Source organism: Novipirellula galeiformis (assembly GCF_007860095.1).
Classification (GTDB): domain Bacteria; phylum Planctomycetota; class Planctomycetia; order Pirellulales; family Pirellulaceae; genus Novipirellula; species Novipirellula galeiformis.
In genome coordinates this window covers 240212-259526 of the sequence record NZ_SJPT01000007.1, presented here as the reverse complement: position 1 = coordinate 259526, position 19315 = coordinate 240212, and the positions used below count along the sequence as shown (strand labels likewise).

General features: G+C 56.1%; 13 protein-coding genes. 6 read left to right on the top strand and 7 right to left on the bottom strand.

Annotated elements, in window-relative coordinates; translation table 11 throughout:
• Positions 1-43: 43 nt before the first annotated feature.
• Together yidD and Pla52o_RS19175 are read right to left on the bottom strand one after the other, a co-directional pair.
• Positions 44-274 (bottom strand): membrane protein insertion efficiency factor YidD, encoded by a 231-nt coding sequence (yidD, locus tag Pla52o_RS19180; RefSeq protein WP_146596237.1) that lies wholly within the window; start codon positions 272-274, stop codon positions 44-46.
• 130 nt (positions 275-404) lie between these two features.
• Positions 405-1514 carry a calcium/sodium antiporter gene (locus tag Pla52o_RS19175; protein ID WP_146596236.1) on the bottom strand — a complete coding sequence of 370 codons (1110 nt, stop codon included), beginning with the start codon at positions 1512-1514 and terminating at the stop codon, positions 405-407.
• Between the two features lie 567 nt (positions 1515-2081).
• Here Pla52o_RS19175 and Pla52o_RS19170 point away from each other — a divergent pair.
• Positions 2082-2870 carry a dienelactone hydrolase family protein gene (locus tag Pla52o_RS19170; protein ID WP_146596235.1) on the top strand — a complete coding sequence of 263 codons (789 nt, stop codon included), beginning with the start codon at positions 2082-2084 and terminating at the stop codon, positions 2868-2870.
• 146 nt (positions 2871-3016) lie between these two features.
• Entirely contained in the window at positions 3017-4099 is a 1083-nt protein-coding gene (locus tag Pla52o_RS19165; RefSeq protein ID WP_146596234.1) for a calcium/sodium antiporter, read from the top strand.
• Positions 4100-4271: 172 nt separating this feature from the next.
• Here Pla52o_RS19165 and Pla52o_RS19160 read toward each other — a convergent pair whose 3' ends face one another.
• The 3 genes from Pla52o_RS19160 to Pla52o_RS19150 form a co-directional block, all read right to left on the bottom strand.
• Positions 4272-5672, bottom strand: coding sequence for a cation:proton antiporter (locus Pla52o_RS19160; RefSeq protein WP_197169365.1), 1401 nt, complete (start codon positions 5670-5672; stop codon positions 4272-4274).
• Positions 5673-6015: 343 nt separating this feature from the next.
• Positions 6016-6654 (bottom strand): tetratricopeptide repeat protein, encoded by a 639-nt coding sequence (locus Pla52o_RS19155; RefSeq protein ID WP_231612475.1) that lies wholly within the window; start codon positions 6652-6654, stop codon positions 6016-6018.
• 70 nt (positions 6655-6724) lie between these two features.
• Positions 6725-7135, bottom strand: coding sequence for a hypothetical protein (locus Pla52o_RS19150; RefSeq protein WP_146596233.1), 411 nt, complete (start codon positions 7133-7135; stop codon positions 6725-6727).
• Between the two features lie 268 nt (positions 7136-7403).
• Between Pla52o_RS19150 and Pla52o_RS19145 the strand changes: the two genes are divergently transcribed.
• The 3 genes from Pla52o_RS19145 (at position 7404) to Pla52o_RS19135 (ending at position 14757) form a co-directional block, all read left to right on the top strand.
• A complete protein-coding gene (locus Pla52o_RS19145) occupies positions 7404-8909 on the top strand; it encodes a TonB-dependent receptor (protein WP_231612474.1) in 1506 nt (501 codons plus the stop codon).
• A gap of 300 nt (positions 8910-9209) precedes the next feature.
• Positions 9210-9950, top strand: a complete 741-nt coding sequence (locus tag Pla52o_RS19140; RefSeq protein WP_146596232.1) for a dienelactone hydrolase family protein — start codon at positions 9210-9212, stop codon at positions 9948-9950.
• 280 nt (positions 9951-10230) lie between these two features.
• Positions 10231-14757, top strand: coding sequence for a PAS domain-containing hybrid sensor histidine kinase/response regulator (locus tag Pla52o_RS19135; RefSeq protein ID WP_146596231.1), 4527 nt, complete (start codon positions 10231-10233; stop codon positions 14755-14757).
• Between the two features lie 63 nt (positions 14758-14820).
• Here the strand turns inward: Pla52o_RS19135 and dgt are convergent, their stop codons facing one another.
• Positions 14821-16188: a dGTP triphosphohydrolase gene (gene dgt, locus Pla52o_RS19130; RefSeq protein WP_146596230.1), complete on the bottom strand. Its 1368-nt coding sequence runs from the start codon at positions 16186-16188 to the stop codon at positions 14821-14823.
• A 1147-nt stretch (positions 16189-17335) separates the two neighbouring features.
• Positions 17336-18268 (bottom strand): PEP-CTERM sorting domain-containing protein, encoded by a 933-nt coding sequence (locus Pla52o_RS19125; protein WP_197169364.1) that lies wholly within the window; start codon positions 18266-18268, stop codon positions 17336-17338.
• Positions 18269-18914: 646 nt separating this feature from the next.
• On the opposite strand from Pla52o_RS19125, the gene Pla52o_RS19120 reads away from it, so the two are divergent.
• Entirely contained in the window at positions 18915-19283 is a 369-nt protein-coding gene (locus Pla52o_RS19120; RefSeq protein WP_146596228.1) for a hypothetical protein, read from the top strand.
• Positions 19284-19315: the final 32 nt, after the last annotated feature.

The window sequence follows — 19315 nt, the reverse complement described above, 5'->3', positions numbered from 1 at the left end:
TGATCGTTAGCGGAGGCGGGCATCACGGAAGATCATCGCTGCGTCACGGTGGATCGTAGCCGCCGGGGTTCCATGGGTGACAGCGCAAAATGCGACGTACCGCTCGGAAACCGCCTCGAAAAATGCCGTACCTGCGAATCGCTTCGATCGCATATTGGCTACAAGTGGGCGTAAAGCGACAACTCGGACCGAGCAGCGGGCTGATCCCCAATTGATAAAAACGAATCGGGGCGACGACCAATCGAAGCGCCCATTGGTGAAGCTGTTTTCGCATCGCTATGCACCTAGGCAGGAGTTGTTCTGCAAATGGAGCCGCTCGACGCTAGCGGCGGGGCTCGTCTTGACTGGATTTAACGCCGGCTCGGCTAATCGGGATGACACCGAATCGTTTTTGCGGTGGGGGCTTAGGTCTTCGAGGAGGCGATCGGAGTCTTCGCGCTGGGCGATTTGATGTGGTTCCAAGCGGACAAGCTGACCACGACGATCACCAGCGGCAGGACCAAGAGCGAGTAGCCGGTTTTTAAGGTCGTCAACGAGTCGAGCTTCATCGTCTCAGCGGCCAGGACGACGGAGTACATCGTAAACAGCATCAACATCACGGCGCCTTCGAATCGAGAGACCGTTGAACCACTGATGAAAATCGGCCAGCAAATCAGGGCGATCATCGCCATCACGGCAAGATCAAACCACAGCACCGGCGATTCGACCGGCACCCCGGCAGGGGCCAATACCGAAGCGGCTGGCAAAACGATCAAGAGATTGAATAGGTTGCTGCCGACGGCGTTTCCTACCGCCAAATCGCGTTGACCCTTCATCGCGGCGACCACCGAGGTGGCGAGTTCCGGAAGGGACGTGCCGATCGCAACAATGGTCAAACCGATCACAATCTCGCTGATCCCAAAAGCAATCGCGATCTTGGTGGCCGAATCGACTAGCAATTGAGCCCCCAACACAAGCATCCCCAGGCCCAGCAAAATATAAAACGCGTTCAAAAAGCCGTTTCGTAGCGACAGCGGTTGCAGGGAGGGATCGTTCGCGTCGAGTTCGATTGCATTGCGACGCAACGCTTCCTCTCGACGCCCTTTGCGAATCATCCAAACGGTATAGACCAAGAAGCCGACAAACAGCCCGATGCCTTCGAAGCGACCGATTGTGCCATCGTAGGCGGCCAGCCAAACCGCCGCCGATGCCGCGATCATCACAGGCACATCCAAGCGGGTTAATTGCGACGAAACCGACAACGGCACGATCACCGCAGAAATCCCCAGGATCAACAAAATGTTGCAAATGTTGCTGCCGATCACATTGCCCAGCGCGATCGCCGAATCCCCTTTCAGACTTGAAACCGACGATACGGCCAACTCCGGCGCACTGGTGCCGAACGCGACCACGGTCAAACCGATGATCAGCGGCGAAACCCCCGCAAACGAAGCCAGCGTCACGGAACCGCGAACCAATAACTCCGCTCCGAGTACGAGAATGATCAATCCAACTAGCAGCAGCACATAGGTCATCAGCGAATCAAACTCAGCGAAAGGAGGAAGGAAACGAAATCCGAGAGCGCTACGTCGTGATTTAGCACGCGATCCAGCGCAATATCAGCCCAACGCGATATCAGCAAACCACATTTCGGTCGGGGCAACGGGGCGCCTAGACGATTCTATGCGGAAATCGAGGATCCAGGAACACGCGTTCCAAGGCGGGGGATGACAAGATCGCTAGCGGATCCCAATGGAGCATCCAATGCCATCGATTGGGGCTTGGACCAGCCTTTTGAAACGCAACTTCAAACGACCACTCTCAGGTCCACGAAACAGGGGCCCAGGCATCCGGGATTTGGGAAACCAGCAATCCGCCCGTCGTATCAGGCCCTATCTCCCTATCTCCCTGTCTCCTTGTCTCCTTGTCTCCTTGTCTCCTTACTCCTTACTCCTTACTCCTTACTCCTTACTCCCCCCCCCCCCCGCACCTATGGCTGACGGTTTCAGGATGCTGCGATAAAATGGGGCCCAATCGAGTGAGTGGTTCGCTGCTGACTCGTTCCTCCCACTTGCCTGTCTCACTACTTGGATGAAGTGTTTATGCGTACGGTATTAGCGTTGTTGATGGTCGGTGTCGGTTTTTTATCTGCCAATGCCGAGGTTCAAACCAAACAGGTCACTTACCACGATGGGGACCTCGTTCTCGAAGGCTTGGTGGTCTGGGATCCCGCAACGGCCTCGAAGACGTCCCCCGGCGTGCTCGTCGTCCATCAATGGATGGGGCAAACCGCTTACGAACATCGCCGCTGTAAACAGTTGGCGGAACTGGGTTACGTTGCCTTTGCACTCGATATTTATGGCAAAGGCAATCGTCCCGCGGATCGTCAGGAAGCGGCGAAGCTATCGAGTACCTTTAAAAGTAATGCCGAATTGTATCGTCGCCGCTTGAATCTTGGGCTTGAACAGTTGCTGGCTCAGCCGGGTGTCGACACGAAGCAAATCGCGGCGATCGGATACTGTTTCGGCGGCAAGGGGGTACTCGAGTTGGCACGCAGTGGAGCGGATGTCGATGGCGTCGTCAGCTTTCATGGGGCGCTTGATTCACCCCAACCCGAAGATGGCAAGAACATCAAGGCGAAAGTGTTGATTTGTCACGGTGCGGATGATCCGTTTGTGCCCGAGGCCGACATCGATGCGATGAAAAAGGAGTTCAACGACGCTAACGTCGATTGGCAAATGATCTACTATTCCGGTGCCGTTCACTCCTTTACCCAGCCGATGGCGGGGAATGACAATTCACAGGGTGCCGCCTACAACGCTAAAGCCGACCATCGCTCCTGGATTGCGATGAAATCGTTCTTTGCTGAGCTTTTCGAATCGGACAAATAAAACGCGGGCGCTCGAAATCGGTTTTTGGATTGGCAAGTCATTTCGAATCTTGCCAGCTATTCGAAAGCCAAAATTGCGATAGATTGATCTTTCTCCAACGCAACGACTGTGACTCTCCCTTCCACCCCCAAAGTTGACATCCTCCGATGACCTACGTATGGCTGTTCCTCGGCTTGGCCATTCTTGTGGCGGGGGCGGAGTTCTTGGTGCGGGGTGCAGTGGCGTTGGCTGAGTTGGCACGCATTTCACCGCTGGTGATCGGTTTGACCGTGGTCGCGTTTGGCACCAGTGCGCCGGAATTGGCCGTCTCGTCAGTGTCTTCGCTGGAGGGCGATTCGGCGATCGCGCTGGGCAACGTCGTCGGCAGCAACATCTTCAATGTCTTGTTGATCCTGGGCGTCTCGGCGGTGATCGTGCCGCTCTCGGTTTCGTCGCAATTGGTTCGCTTGGATGTGCCCATCATGATCGTCGCATCGATCGTGGTTTGGTTGGCCGCTTACGATGGATCGATTGAGCGATACGAAGGCGCCGGAATGTTGGCCGCATTTTTGTTTTATACCGGTTGGCTAATTCGGGCGGGACGCCGGGAATCCAAGCCGCTCGATTCGCTGGCGGAACCCACGCCAAAGTCATCGTGGCAAAAACTGGTTGGCAATGTTGTCTTGCTCGCGATCGGTTTGGGATTGTTGGTGTATGGTGCCGGCATGCTGGTCGATTCGGCGACGGAGATTGCCCGCCAATTCGGAGTCAGCGACTTAGTGATCGGATTGACGATCGTTGCCGCGGGGACCTCACTGCCGGAGTTGGCCACTTCGATGGTTGCAGCGATCCGAGGACAACGCGACATCGCGGTCGGCAACGTCGTCGGCAGCAACGTCTTTAACCTGCTGATGGTGTTAGCGGTCGCATCGGTGTTATCGAGCTCCGGCGTCCCGGTGTCGCCTTCGGTGTTGTGGTTCGACTTGGCCGTGATGGTTTGGGTGGCCCTGTTGTGCTGGCCGATCTTCTTCAGCCACGCGGTGGTGTCTCGCGGCGAAGGCATCGTGATGCTGGCGTTATTTCTGAGTTACAACGGCTTGTTGATTGGCGATTCGATACACTGGGAATATGCTCCTGCGATGAAGACGACGCTTGTCTTCGGAATCTTCCCGACCGTTTGTGTGGGCGTTAGTTATTTCGCTTGGAAACACTATCGGCTCGATAGGCCCGCAGCCGAGATACGCCCGTGACCGAGATAGGCCCGCAACCGAGATAGGCCCGCAACCGAATAGGCCCGTGACCGAGATACGCTCGTGACACCACGTGAACGTGGCTCCATGAGTTTCGCTGCCTAGGCGACGCTGGGTGTCGTCGGCGAATTGTTCCACCGTTTGCTGAAGCACAAGCGTGCGGTCATCGTGATTAGGTTGTCACGGGGGGGATTTCGCTTTGCATCGCAGCGGGTTCGCTGTGGGGATCGGGGCGGGGTTCGGAGCGGGGGACCAACCAATCGAAAATCGGCGACGCCATCAACGTCGTGACGATCGCCATCAAAACCAACACCACAAATAACTCTTCCGAGATCAGACCACGTTGGAGTCCGATGTTGATGATGATCAACTCCATCAATCCTCGCGAGTTCATCAAGACGCCAATCCCCACCGATTCGCGTGCGGGAACGCCCGTTTGCCAAGCTGCCACTGCACACGCGACTCCTTTTCCCAACACCGCAACTAACAACACCACGCCACAGAGACTCCACAAATAAACGCTGTCGAGCACTCCGATCCGCGTGTTGAGTCCTGAATAAGTGAAAAACAACGGCAATAAAATGGCCACCGTCAACGGTTCGATTCGCTGAATCAATTGCCGGCTGATCGGGCCTCGCGGGATGACCGTGCCGATCACAAAGGCGCCGAACACCGCATGCAATTGAATCATGTCGGTGAACCACGCACCGAGTGACATGCACGCCAGCGCGATCACCAACCCGGCGTCACTCAGTTGTCCTTCTTTTTGGATTGCGAAGCGAGCCAACCGGTTCAACAGCGGTCGGATCACAACGGCGGCAATCAATACGAAGGCGAGCCCGCCCGCGATGCTGCGATAGGCCAATGAGAAGTCGCTATCGAAGCTGGCCAATACCACCGCCAACAAACACCAAGCCGCTGCATCGTCAATCGCTCCTGCCCCGATCGCGACGGTTCCCATCCGGGTCCCCGCAAGTCCCTTGGTGTGAATGATTCGAGCGAGCATCGGGAACGCGGTGATGCACAACGAGGCACCCAAAAACAACATCGCTTCGATCATGCCCGTTTGCGGCATAAACATCGTCGTGTGACGGACGAAAAACCAAGCAAGCACCGCCCCCAATCCAAAGGGAACCAACATGCCGGCCACCGAGACGGCAACGGAACTGCGAAAGTGCTGACGAACGATGTCGACGCGAAACTCCATCCCGACGACAAACATGTACAGCGCCAAGCCAAGTTGCGAGAGCGGATACAGATAGCTTTGCGAATCCCGCGTTGTTTGGCTGGCATCCCAAGGAAACAACGCCTGCTGCCACTCGGGCAACCACAGCCCGAACAACGACGGTCCCAGGGCGACCCCGGCGATCATCTCAGCGACCACCTGGGGTTGGCCAAGCCGCGCGGCGATCAAACCCACGACGCGACAAAATAATAAAATCACTGCAATTTGCAGAAACAAATGCAGACTTAAATCAAGGTTGTTCATCGGCGGCGGGAAAAGCACCCATTCACGCATCGGATAGCGAGCCGTTCGCAAAGTGGATGCATCACTCGGCGACGGACAACGCACCCTACGTCATCCGCGAACAATTATAGACCACCACGGCAACGGCTTGCATTTGATTGACTCTCCCATCTGGGGCTGGGAGAGTCGAAAATCGAGCCTTCAACGAAAAGATTTCGCGCAACGGACTGCTGACGCTGAGCGTGTCCGTTCAGCGTCTCAAATACACCGCGGCTGCCCCGCGGCGAACCCGCTCCGCTCGTTCGGAGTTCTCCGAAACAGGTTGCGTGTAAGGTGAAGCACACAAAACGATTGGATTCGTGCGAGCGAAAGGCCGCACGACCTCCGAACGTTAGAGCAGGAAAAACGCGGAGCGGCTGAATCGAGACCGTCCGTTCTGCCAAGCGGCTTAGACGGCAAGCTCGAACGCGTTGCCGGATGCGCCGTGCGGTTGTCGTTGCACCACGTCGAATTCGAACTCTCCCGGCTCAAAGTCGATCGGCACTTGGCAATGCGGTGGTTCGATCCGATTGAGCTTCCAATCGAGCCGCCGTAGCCATGACAACGACTTTTCCCACCGTTGGATCGACTGGCCGATCCGCACCGCCATCGGATGATTGGCCTCACGCGTCTCCTGGATTACCGTCAACGCTCCGCTCGGGGAGCCTTTTAATAGCAGTGCGGTGGCAAAATTGCGTTTGCACGCATTGCTGATGTCGGGGCGTTCGGTCACGTTGCCCGGCAACAGCACGAATTGGCGGAACACGGATAAGGCCTCGTCCACTTGGCCTAGCCGCAACAAACAGACGCCTAACGTATTGCGAACCGAGGTGTCACGACCGGCCGATCGCAGCAACTCGGCGGCGCCGTGATAGTCGGACTTCTGGATCCGAGTGATCGCCCGCGCCAGTGCGGGGTGCATGGCGGCAGCAGGGTTGGTTGCAGCCGGAGAGCGGTTTGCAGGGGAGGTCGACGACGATTTTGTACCCCGCTCCTCGCTGGCGTTGGAAACGGATTTCTTGACGGGCTTCTTGATGCGCGCACCCATAGAATTGACTCTCAAAAAAGGACAATTTGCGTTGGTTAAAACAGAATGAAAAGGAACAAACCGAGTTCGTTTAAATCTGTAACCGTACGTGCAAATCCACGAGCGTCGCTGGATGCCCCAAAGAGGATCCCACGCTCGATCGCGTAGCATCCCAAGCAAACTGGCCTGAATCGGTGGTGCCAAAGAGGGCGGAAGCAAAATCAAGCTGCTTGATCGTGGGATCTCGATCTTCCGCAATCTGGATGCTCTGGCCCACAGCACGACAAACCGCAATCGCGACCTGCGTCGCCACCGTGACATCGCATGCGCCCAGGGCGGAGTCCGGTCGGAGCCCTCCCTTCGCCGCGAAACCCATTGGCATCAATTGGGCAAACGCGGCCAACAAGATCAGAACGCTCAGCGGTCGTCGCAAGACAAAACGCCATCGACCGTGCAATAGCACGGGAAGCGAGAGGTCGCTAGAGAGACGCCGTTGAGCCATGGGGGAAAGTCGAACCACCGATGCTTGCGAAGAACAAACGTCTTCTTTCGAATGCGCGATCGGTCTCTTCATTATCGGATCGACCGGGGCCTAAGCAAGAGGCATCGGTAAAGATTTTACGGACAGGGTTATTCGGTCTGTTTCGACCCTAGGGTCCGCAAGTCGTTTAACTTGGCGTAACAGCACCGATTTTCCCAACCCGCATGCTTTAGGTAACCCATACCATTACGGTGCATTGAATTTTCAGGCTACATTTGGGGATTGAGCGATGGCAGCGGAACGACCGAACACAGAACGTAAGGCATTGGCCGTCAATCTCGACGCGCGTCGCTATGGTTCGTTTGCCGAAATTGGTGCCGGGCAAGAAGTGGTGCGTTGGTTCTTTCGTGTCGGCGGTGCGGCAGGCACGATCGCGAAGAGCATGTCGGCCTATGACATGTCCGTCAGCGATGCGATCTATGGCCATTGCGATCGCTACGTTTGCCGCCAACGTCTGCAAGACATGCTCGATCGTGAACACGCGTTGAACCTCGAACGTTTGCGAGAAAGCCGCGGGGACACGACCGCTTTCTTCGCGTTTGCCGATACCGTCTCGGCTCGTAATTTCCACGGGACCAATGAGTGCCATGGGTGGATGGGAATTCGTTTCCAGGCACACCCGCGCGATCAAGACAGTCAAATCATTCTTCACGTTCGCATGCTCGATACCGAGAACGCGTTACAGCAAGAAGCGCTTGGGATCGTGGGGGTCAATTTGTTGTACGGGGCTTTCTTTCTCAACCATGAACCCGATCAGTTGATTGAATCGTTGCTCGACAATCTGAGCACACGCCGCATCGAAATTGACATGATCGAGTTTTCAGGAATTGCATTCCGCCACGTCGACAACCGTGTGATGAGTCTACGCTTGGTGCAATTGGGGCTCAGCAGCGCGGCGATGTTCTCGGCCAACGGCGAAGTGTTGCAACCATCCGAAGTGCTCTATAAAAAACCAATCCTGGTCGAACGAGGCAGCTTCCGTCCGCTGACGAACGTCAACGTGGACATGATGCAAGCGGCTCACGAAAAATTCCGCTCCGAAGCCGACGTCGACGCGGACGAAGTGGTTTCGTTGGCTGAGATCACGATGCGGAATTTGCAGACCAATGGGCAGATCGATTTGCGTGACTTTTTGGCGAGAGTCGATTTGCTCGCCGCCAGCGGAATGACGGTATTGATCTCGGATTACTTCGAGTACTACCGCTTGGCCGCCTACTTGGCACGTTACACGAAGAAGAAAATCGGCATTACGATGGGGGCTGCGAGCCTCGTCGAATTGTTTGATGAGAAATATTACACCCAACTCGATGGCGGGATTCTCGAGTCCTTTGGACGCTTGTTCAAAAATGATTTGAAGTTGTACATCTATCCGCTGCTCAATCGCGAAACGGGCGCGTTGACGACGGTCGAGAACCTCAAGGTCGCCCAGGAATTACGCACCTTGTTTCAATACTTGGTGGACAAGGGATGCATCGAACAACTCGAGGATTACAATCCCGAACATCTGTCGACTTTCTCACGCGAAGTGCTCCGTTTGATTCAAGTGGGGGATCCCAGCTGGACCGAACACGTTCCCGCCAAGGTGGCCGAAATCATTCAACAGCGAGGCTTTTTCGGTTGTCGTCGCACGGCGACTGCGAAATCGATTGCGGTGTCGCCCGCCGCTGCGTTGCCCTCTGCGATCGCGCCGCTCACCGTCACGCCGCCCTTGTTGACATCCTTGACCGTTCAATAGGTGCGCCGCGGCGGCTTTGAATTGCGGTGTCTTTAATTTGCGACGTCTCTAATTTGCGACGTCTCTAATTTGCGACGTCTTTGAATTAGAGAGTCTTCGAAACCGCCCCGATCGAAAGCCTAGCGGACGGCTCGGCGGGTGAGGTGCGATGACGTGGGGAGGATGGCATTGCCAATGCGCAAGGCGGTTGGCAAGGGACGCGGATGATCTATGATCACGACCGCAACCCCGGGGTGGAATTCCCGGTTTCTCATCGCCCTCGCAATCCATCGTCCTCGCAATCCATTGGAAAGAACTTCGATGCGCATTAAACCCGTTTCAAATCTGGATTTGACAACGCCATCGGGATTGATGCGGACGCATCTGTTTCGCCCCGATCGTGAAGGCAAATTCCCCGGCGTGGTGTTGTTTGCCGAAATCTATCAAATGACCGCGCCGATCGCCCGCACCGCCGCGATGATCGCTGGCCACGGTTTCATGGTCGCGGTGCCGGACGTCTATCACGAATTCACGCAGCCGAGTGAAGCGTTTGCGTATGACGCGGCGGGCACCGAGCGTGGTAACGCACTGAAGACGACCAAGGCGTTAGCGAGTTACGACGCCGACGCACGCGCGGTCATTGATTTTTTTGGCAACGAACCACAGTGTACCGGTCGCATCGGCTCGGTCGGAATTTGTCTCGGCGGACATCTTGCCTTTCGCGCCGCAATGAATGCGGAGGTCGAGACCGGCGTTTGCTTCTACGCGACCGATATTCATAAACGCAGCCTGGGCAAAGGAATGTGCGACGATTCCTTGGATCGGATCCCCGAGATTCAGGGCGAGATGATGATGATTTGGGGACGCCAAGATCCTCACGTCCCCAATGAGGGGCGGCGTTTGATCTACGACGCCATGACCGCCGCGGGGACCCAATTCACTTGGCATGAATTCAACGGCGAACACGCGTTCATGCGTGACGAGGGGCATCGCTATGACCCCGCGCTGGCAAATCTGCTCAATGGCATGATGTGCCAACAATTCACCAGTCGCTTAAAGTAGCGATTCGCGTGACACACGCGTTGCGAACATTGCCTGGCACCCCCCCCCCCCAACACCCCTACAAAAACCATCCCATTGGTTCCAAAGTAGTGGGCGCCATCCTCGATAACTGTTTTAATTCCAATTCTACTGCTCGGTTCTGTTTTGTCGCTTGGTTCAGGAATCTGCACCGCAAGTTCCAACCATCGCGGACTGTGGCGATGGCAGTCGCATTAGCGGAAGTCCTTTTGATTCCGCGTTGATCCAGGATTGACTGAAAACATTATGGAGATGCTGAGCAATGCCACCCAATGATTCCCCGCTGTCTGCGGAACTGCAAACCGTTTTGAACGATGCGGGCACGGTGTTTTTCGCTATCGATTTACACGGCATCGTTCGCAGTTTTAATCCTGCTGCGGAGCAATTGATCGGCTGGTCCGCGGCCGACGTGGTGGGGATCGAAACACCGCTGTTATGGCACGATGCCGAAGAAATTGCCGCCCGCGCGGTCGCCTTGTCCAGCGAACTCGGCCGCACGGTATCGCCTGGCATCGAGGTTTTGGTGGCCAAAGTCCGCGACCAGCGGAATGAAAAAGGAGAGTGGACCTACATTTGCAAAAACGGCAATCGCTTGTCGGTGCAACTCGCCGTTTCCACCATCCGCGATGCCGACGGTGCGATTACCGGCTATTTGGGCACCACTCATGATCTGACCGACCGTTTTCAGGCGGAGGAAGAACGCGACCAGTTCTTTAAACTCACCCACGACATGCTCGGCATCGCGAGCACGAGCGGCGTCTTCAAACGAGTCAATCCTGCGTTCAGCCGGACGCTAGGGTGGACCCCTGAGGAACTTTTGTCCCGACCGTTTTTCGATTTTATTCATCCCGATGACCAAGCCGCGACGATGCGCGAAGTCGAGAAGTTGGGCAGCGGGCAACCCACGCTGAACTTCGAAAATCGGTATCAATGCAAAGACGGTACTTATCGTTGGTTGGAATGGACTTCGATCCCGCAGCCGGATGGGACGCTGTTCGCCAGTGCACGTGACATTACGCAACTCAAACAGACGGTCGATGCTCTCCTAGAGAGCCGACAAAATCTTGAAATCACCCTGAACTCGATTGGCGACGGGGTGATCGCCACGGATGCCAACCGACGTATCACTCGGATCAATCCCATCGCCCAACGCATGACCGGTTGGACGCGTGCCGAAGCCATCGGGCGTCCCATTGACCAAGTCTTTCAGATTATTCATGAAGACACGCGCGAGCCGGCGCTCATCCCCGTCGATGATGTGCTGGCGACCGGAACCATTCATGGGCTGGCCAATCACACGGCGCTGATCTCACGCGATGGCACCGAATGGGCGATCGCCGACAGTGCGGCTCCGATTTGGGACGAAGAGGGTAGCATCATTGGCGTCGTGCTTGTCTTCCATGATGTCTCGAATGAACGTGATTTTGAGCGAGAACTCCAGCAGCTCAATGCCGACCTGGAATGCCGTGTTGAGAAACGGACCCACGAGCTTGCCCAAAGCGAGCGGCGTCATCGCGATCTGCTGGCGAATCTGCAAGGCATGGCTTACCGCTGTCGCGACGATGCCCATTGGACGACGGAATTCGTTAGCGACGGCTGCAAGGAGCTACTCGGTGTCGAACCTGCGGCGCTAACAAACATGCGACAAACCTATCTGGAACTCGTGCATCCCGATGATCGCTCCAATGTCATCGCATTTCATGCCGATGTCGTCGCTTGTCATGAACGAGAGGCAAAGAGCCGCCAGCCCCTTCAGTGTGAATATCGCTTGGTGCTTTCCGATGGTCGGGTGAAGTGGATTTTGGACCAGGCACGTCGAATCTACCGGCAAGATGGGGCGGTCGATGCGATCGAGGGGTTTGGTACTGATATTACGGAGTTGCGTCAGACCCAGAAAGAATTGGCGACCACCCACGCGATGTACGAATCGCTGGGGCGCGTGTCGCCCGTCGGGATCGTTTTATACGACGCGGATGGCAAGTGCGTGGATGTGAATCAACGCTGGTGTGAAGTTTCCGGAATCCCTTTGGATGAGGCGCGCGGGGATGGTTGGCATGCGGCGATTCATCCTGAAGATCGCGAACAAGTCGTGCGTGACTGGGGCGAGGTCACTCGTGATGGCAACAGCCTACGCTCGGAATATCGCCTGCGACGTCCCTCCGGCGAAACCGTATGGGTGATTAGCCAAGGGGTGGCGCTGCATGACTCCGATGGGAATGTCACCGGCTATATCCGAGTAAACACCGACGTCACCGAACATAAACAAACCGAGCAAGCGTTGCGTCTGCTCTCGACCAGCATCGCGAAGCTGCGAGGCTCGGCATTCTATGAAGCGGTCGTGCTGCAATTGGCCAATTTGCTCGACTGTGAGATGGCGTTCATTGCCTGTCCTGACCCCAAGGAGCCAGGCAATTTTGTGACGTTGGCGATTTCAAAGGAGGGAGAACTTCAGGCGAACTTTAGTTATCCGATCGCAGGAACGCCGTGCGGAGAGGTGGGCGATCGTAACCGTTGCGTGATTCCTAGCGGGGCGCGAGAAGCGTATCCGGACGACGAATTGCTCGTTGACCACGAAATCGAAGCTTACGTCGGCGTCCCCTTCATCAACGCCCAAGGACAACAAATCGGCAATGTGGGCGTGATGAGCCGACGGGCGTTGACGAACCCAGGCAATGTGGAAGCGATTACGCAGTTGTTTGGACTCGCGGTTGCGGCGGAGATGGAACGGATGGCCGTTGAACAGCGTTTTTCGGACCTTTTTGAGTTTGCACCGGATGCCGTTGTGATCACCAACCAAGAGGGCATCATCGTCGAAGCGAACCGACAAGTCGAAACGATGTTTGGTTGGACTTGCACCGAGTTGGTTGGGCAGCCGGTTGAAGTGTTGATGCCGCCGGAGTTACGCGCCGGACATCCTCATCTCCGCATGGGGTATATCGAATCCGCGTCCGCGAGTTTGATGGGCAGCGAGCGTGGCGATTTATTCGGGGCGCGAAAAGATGGCACCGTGTTTCCCGTCGAGATCAGCCTCGGCCCGATGAAGACGAGTGATGGCCCCTTGGTCGCCGCTTCGGTTCGCGACGTGTCCGAACGCCAAAGGATCGTCGGGGAGCTTCGGACGATTGCAAATGAATTGCAACAGGCCAATTTGATCATTGAAAAAGATCGTGGCGTATTGGCCGATCGCGTCGCCGAACGCACCGCAGACTTACTGACTGCGAACGCCGAGTTGGTCAGGGCCAGTCAAGCCAAAAGTGATTTCCTGTCGATCGTGAGCCACGAATTACGTACGCCACTCAACGGCATCTTCGGGATGAATGAACTGCTGCTGAAAACCGAGCTGAATGAGCAGCAGCAGCGGTATGTTACCGCTTGTAGTTCGAGCGCCAAAGTGTTGACGCAGCTGGTGAACGACATTCTCGATCTTTCTAAAATCGAAGCTGGCAAACTCGAGATTGATCCATGTGAATGCGACTTGGAAGCGTTCGTCTACGATGTTGCGGAGGTCATGTCGCATACGGTCCAGAGCAAAGGGCTGGCCATGCATTGTCGTGTCTCTCCGAATGCCTGTGTTTCCGGTCTCTGCGATGACACCCGGCTTCGCCAAATCTTGGTGAATTTGATCGGCAATGCGGTCAAGTTCACATCCGCTGGGAGTGTCACGATCCGCTTGGAACGGGTGGCGGCCACGGATGAAGCGACCCGTCTGCGGTTTGAGGTTTCGGACACCGGGGTGGGCATTCCGAGCGACCGACTCGATCGATTGTTTAAGGTGTTTTCTCAGGTCGACAATTCGACCACCCGTCAATTTGGTGGGACTGGCCTCGGATTGTCGATTTGCAAACAGTTGGTTGAATTGATGGGAGGGGAAATCGGTGTGGAGAGCCAAGAGGGAGTCGGCACGACTTTCTGGTTTGAGTTCGACCTCGAGACCACACCGCGTGTTGCGTTCCAGGATCACGGGCGACGGTTGCTGACAGGGACGCGAATCTTGGTGATTGCCGAGCAAGATCGAGTGCGAGACCAACTCGCCGAGGCACTGCAAAGTTGGCATTGCGGCTTCGAACATGTGTCGTCCCTCCGCGAAGCACTCGTTATCGCGCGAGATGCTGAGGCCGCTAAGACGCCTTTCCAAGTGGTCTTGGTGGATTGCAGCGTGATCGCAGAGTCCGAGAGCGTTGCACTTCAGGAATTGTCGATGTTTCCCGGGTTACATCGGATCGGATTCAATTTTTCGCCGCATCCGTTTTCGAGAGAGCAACTCCGCCGACTCGGGGTGCGACATTGGTTGAACGAGCCCATCCGGCCCAGCGACCTGTTCGATCGATTGGTTTCCGTGTTCTCGGAAACGGAGAGCCCGAACGCGCCGCAACAGGATCACGTCACGCCATCTCCGCAACCGATGCCCGCACTTTCGGGACACGTTCTGGTGGCCGAAGATAACCGCATCAATCAGCTGTACGTGATTAACCTGCTGAAGCATTTCGGCTGCACGAGCGACTTAGCGGCGAACGGTGAAAAGGCGTTGGCCGCCGTCATCCAGAAACGCTACGACCTCGTGCTGATGGATTGCCAAATGCCGAGCATGGATGGTTTTTCTGCCACGCGTGAGATCCGTGCGCGAGAAAAGAACGGAGATTTAGCCGGCCGAGTTCCCATCGTCGCGCTGACGGCCAATGCGCTCAAAGAGGATCGTCAAAGGTGTCTCGAAGCTGGCATGGACGATTACCTCAGCAAGCCGATCGAGCCCGAGACGTTGAGAGAAACCCTAGAGAAGTTTCTCGGTTAGCGCGAAACGATTGTCGATGCGCGGACGCCCACGGGACGCTGGCCTTCAACCGGCTCTCGAGCGTTATCGCTGTGAGAGTGCCAGACCACCGATTTCTCGCGAAAGGTCGGTAGCGTAATCGTCGGTCATTCCGCTCACAAAATCCATCACCTGGCTTAACCACCAAGCATAGTCGCGACTCAAGTTCTCCTCGGCATACTTGCGGCCCCAAACGAGTTCGGCACACCGCTTGGAAAGGAAGTGCACGTCTTTGTAGTGGGCGGCATCATCGATGGATTGGACCGTTTTAAATAACGCTTTGAGAATCCGACCCACGACGTGATAGGCCCCTAGTTCCGTCGCCACCTTTTTTCGATGACCGAAAATTTCGTCGTAGGCGTCCGAAATGTCTTGCAGATGTTGTTCGCTTTCGGAATCGAGCGAGGACTTCAAATCTTCGATGCGATCGCCATTCATGATCGTATCAAAATCGTCTTCAAACACCTGCCAACACTTGTCCATCAGATTTTTGATCGCTTGACCGCGTAGCTGCGACAATGGCATCGAGCTGTTTTCCTGGTTGCCCGAGATCCTCAAGAATAAATCTTGCACCTTATCGAACTCACGAATCCCCATTTCGACGGCATCCTCCAAGTCGAGAATTCGGTAACAGATATCATCGGCCGCTTCGGTCAAGAACGACAACGGATGACGACAGGGGACGCCGGAGCGATCACGAAGCGCAAGATCCTCCACTAGCGTTTCAAAAATCTGTGTCTCGGAGGAATAAACATTGTGCTTGCGTTTTGCCGCAGCACGTGGGTCCGTCGAAAGCCACGGGTACTTGATCGCCGAGGCGAGCGTGGCGTGCGTCAAACGGAGGTAACCCGCCTTGGGATTGTCCGGACGCGCCGAAATTCGAAATCCCTGAGCGTTGCCTTCAAAGCCCAACCAATCCGCATGGCATGATTCACAACTCGCGTCCGAGTCAAAGCGTTGGCGTTCAAACATCTCGGGATGCTCATGCACCCAAGCACGGACCACCTCTTCACCAGCGTGGCCAAAGGGCGGATTGCCGATATCGTGAATCAGACAGGCCGATTGCATGATCCACGGCAACGAGGCAACGTCCTCGGCACGCAGATCGCTCGCCTGCCGCGCCAACACGCCCACGCGGTGGGCGAACCCCCGCCCTACACTGGCCACCTCGATCGAATGGGTTAGCCGATTGTGGATGTGATCATTGCTGGCCATCGGATGCACTTGCGTTTTCTTGGCCATCCGCCGAAACGGTTGCGAAAACACGATGCGGTCATAGTCCTGCTCAAACGGAGTGCGTTCATCGGCTTTTCTGCCGCTCGCTCCACCGGACAACTTGTCCGTCGTGGACGATCCAGAGCGTGAAACGCGATTCGATGAAAGCAGGCGACGCCAGGAAAGTGAATGAGACATGAGCTGGGGGGGGATCTTTTTGATGTTCAGTTCGTTTGTGCAGCGGTAACGCGACCGACGTCGCCCCAGCGTTTTGGCTTAGGAGGCATCAATCCATGTGGCATGAATTTCAGCCAAATGGATTGTTTCGTCGATCGCTGCGGATTGTAGCAAGACAAACGCAGTGCATCTTGAGGGCTTTGTCGCCGCCTCCGCCGCTAGAACGTTTTCATAAATAAGGTGGGCTTCAAGTTCAAAAATGACGTGGGCTTCAAGCCGTAGCTGCGTTCGCCAGAACGCGGTCCGCCGCCGGCCCCCCCCGAGAAAGTGCTCTGTCCCTGGTGCGAACTGGTTGCCGACGATAAATAAGGTGGGCTTCAAGTTCAAAAAGAATGTGGGCTTCAAGTCGTAGCTGCGTTCGCCAGAACGCGGTCCACCGCGGCCCCCCCGAGAACGTGCTCTGTCCCCGTTGCCGCCGTTGCCGTTCTTTGAATTGACCCTGAAGGGGGGCATAGACAACCGGGCTACGACCCCTTCAGGGTCGAACTCGATTTCGCACGCTCGTTTTCCGCAGGTGACGCTTCGCTTACCTACGGCTAATCTCCTCCATCCCTATCGGGATCGGATCGAACACCATTCGTCGTGAGATGCGAGAAAGTGCTCTGTCCCCGTTGCCGGCGATAAATAAGGTGGGCTTCAAGTTCAAAAACGATGTGGGCTGCAAACCGTAGCTGCGTTCGCCAGAACGCGGTCCGCCGCCGGGCGACACGAGAAAGTGCGCTGTCCTTGTTGCCGGTCGAATCCCAATAGGGATTTTAGAAATTCGCCGGTGGTTTGAGCGTAGCGAACACCACTGGAAAACCTAAACCAACGTTTGAATTGCCCCTGAAGGGGGCATAGACGACCGGGCTACGACCCCTTCAGGGTCGAACTCGATTTCGTACGCTTGCTTTCCGCAGGTGGCGCTTCGCTTACCTACGGCTAATCTCCTCCATCCCTATCGGGATCGGATCGAACACCATTCGTCGTGAGATGCGAGAAAGTGCTCTGTCCCCGTTGCCGGGTGTTTTCAGGAACCCCGAAGGGTGGTTTTCACGCACCCCTGGGTATTCTAGAAGTTCCTTTGTCCAGCGTCCCCGCGACTGGCGCGGGGGCTCTCACAAACGAATCAAACGGAGCTGCGAAGCGGTTCGGTGGACGCACCGTTCTTTCGACGCCGATGTCGCAGTCCCAGCAAGCTTGCGCCAGCAAGCATCAAACCCAACGAAGTGGGCTCAGGAACAGTTGCTGCCGGGATCGCAACGCCGGTGCTACCTGATTCACCGGCAAGATGCATGTAAAAGGGTAGGCCTTGGCCGATCGGATTAAATGGCGTCCCATTAAAACTGGAATTGTTCAAAGCAGTCACGTTCAGCAAGTAAATCTGGGACTCGACCTTCGGCGTCACACCGCCTGTATTTACGCCGAATGCACGGAACGGTAGGTCCTCCAGGGGATCGGTGAACGGGGCGCTCGCAACCTCGTCTTGCAACGGATAGCTAGAGCCCGAACCATCGTTGAATCGAAACGACCTGAAGCGGAATTGATTTCCGTCATTTCGAGAGTTTTGCAGCTGTGCGTCGCCCGCATCCGAGTTACTAAAACTGGTAACCGCTCCGCCGGGGGCCGAAGCAGGCTGGTAACCGGCATTGCCGTTCGGATCCAGCTTAAGGAAATTGTCACCTGTCGAGGCAAACAATCCCCCAGATCCATTATCAGCGGTCGACTTCCAGCCGATGACAAAAATGTCGTCGCCAATATTAAACGCTCCGCCCTGCACGCCCTGGCCGGTGTTTCCAATCACATTTGCCCCCCCGATCACATCGGAGGCCGACACGGTGTACCGGCCCGTGTAAACATCGTAGGCAAAGCCACCACCAATGGTGTCGGCTTTGAATTGCGGATCCATGGAGTTTCCGATTAGCTGCAATCCAGCCCCGGTAGTGGTTGTCGGGTCGCCCGTAATGACGGCCCCTGAGACAGGGGTGTTGGTAATCCCGCAAGCAATCAAGGCAGAAGCCGCCACCAGATTCAAGCTAACTAAACATCTTCGTACACTCATCAGTCTCAACATTCTAAATTCTAAAGCGTGGAAATTAACGATTCTTCCTAACTGACAAAATCAGGATTTCCCGAAGAACCAGCAGATAGGTGGCAGCAGAATAGCTCACCGATTGAGTCAGTCAACGCTTTTTTGACTAGTGCTTTAGAGGGGGTGGATGTGTGTTCCTAGTCACTCTGCGGGGGTGTGAATGGAAAGGGAAGACGCTCCGTCCTTCAGGAATGTCTGGTCTTTTAAGGGGGGATTGGCAGGCGTTGCGCCCAGCCTTTTTTCTGTGCAAATGGTCAAAATACCCCGAGAAAGTGCTCTGTCCCCGTTGCCGTCCCCGTTGCCGGGTGTTTTCAAAAACGACGTGGGCTTCAAGTCGTAGCTGCGTTCGCCAGAACGCGGTCCACCGTCGGCCCCCCCCCCCCCGAGAAAGTGCTCTATCCCCGTTGCTGATCCCCGTTGCCGAAAACCCCGGTGGGTGGACCTCACGCAACCCTGGGTGTTCTGGCCCCAGGGCGCTGGGGGATATGTCCACGTCGGATGTTTCGCAGCCTCGTTGGGGTGGATCTTGGCGGCCCCAGCGAGCGAGTGCCGTTTATGCCGGTTTTTCGGAGCAATGGGATTGCATGCCCCCCTCGGTCGAATCATAATCGGGCCCATGGATCGCTTTTCCAAACCAACCGTGATGCGCAGTTTGCTGTTGCTCGCAGTGCTGTTTTTCAGCATTTTGCAAGCTTCACCGGCTCACGCTGCGCTCCAGTTGGAGCTTGATTCAACGCTCCAGGTGGTCGAATCGATGGCCCCGGAACCGCAGGAGCCACCGTTGGTGGTCGAAAATGCCGACGGAGAATCGGACATGCAAGCGGTCGGAGCGCCCTCGTCACTCAGCCTCGGGTTCGGCTTGACCGGCCCCGGGATGTGGTTGGCACGCGACCTCGACGGCCAGTGGATTCGCTGGCGCCGAGACACCCTGCGAGCATTGCGATTCCCTGAACCGATTGAAGTGGTGCCGAGAAAACCAAGTTGATTTGTGTTTTCTCGACTTCTACTTTTTCAGGT

Coding starts and splice junctions, on each gene's coding strand:
- yidD (WP_146596237.1), bottom strand. CDS start 274: ATGCGAAAACAGCTTCACCAATGGGCGCTTCGATTGGTCGTCGCCCCG.
- Pla52o_RS19175 (WP_146596236.1), bottom strand. CDS start 1,514: ATGACCTATGTGCTGCTGCTAGTTGGATTGATCATTCTCGTACTCGGA.
- Pla52o_RS19170 (WP_146596235.1), top strand. CDS start 2,082: ATGCGTACGGTATTAGCGTTGTTGATGGTCGGTGTCGGTTTTTTATCT.
- Pla52o_RS19165 (WP_146596234.1), top strand. CDS start 3,017: ATGACCTACGTATGGCTGTTCCTCGGCTTGGCCATTCTTGTGGCGGGG.
- Pla52o_RS19155 (WP_231612475.1), bottom strand. CDS start 6,654: ATGGGTGCGCGCATCAAGAAGCCCGTCAAGAAATCCGTTTCCAACGCC.
- Pla52o_RS19150 (WP_146596233.1), bottom strand. CDS start 7,135: ATGGCTCAACGGCGTCTCTCTAGCGACCTCTCGCTTCCCGTGCTATTG.
- Pla52o_RS19145 (WP_231612474.1), top strand. CDS start 7,404: ATGGCAGCGGAACGACCGAACACAGAACGTAAGGCATTGGCCGTCAAT.
- Pla52o_RS19140 (WP_146596232.1), top strand. CDS start 9,210: ATGCGCATTAAACCCGTTTCAAATCTGGATTTGACAACGCCATCGGGA.
- Pla52o_RS19135 (WP_146596231.1), top strand. CDS start 10,231: ATGCCACCCAATGATTCCCCGCTGTCTGCGGAACTGCAAACCGTTTTG.
- dgt (WP_146596230.1), bottom strand. CDS start 16,188: ATGTCTCATTCACTTTCCTGGCGTCGCCTGCTTTCATCGAATCGCGTT.
- Pla52o_RS19125 (WP_197169364.1), bottom strand. CDS start 18,268: ATGAGTGTACGAAGATGTTTAGTTAGCTTGAATCTGGTGGCGGCTTCT.
- Pla52o_RS19120 (WP_146596228.1), top strand. CDS start 18,915: ATGGATCGCTTTTCCAAACCAACCGTGATGCGCAGTTTGCTGTTGCTC.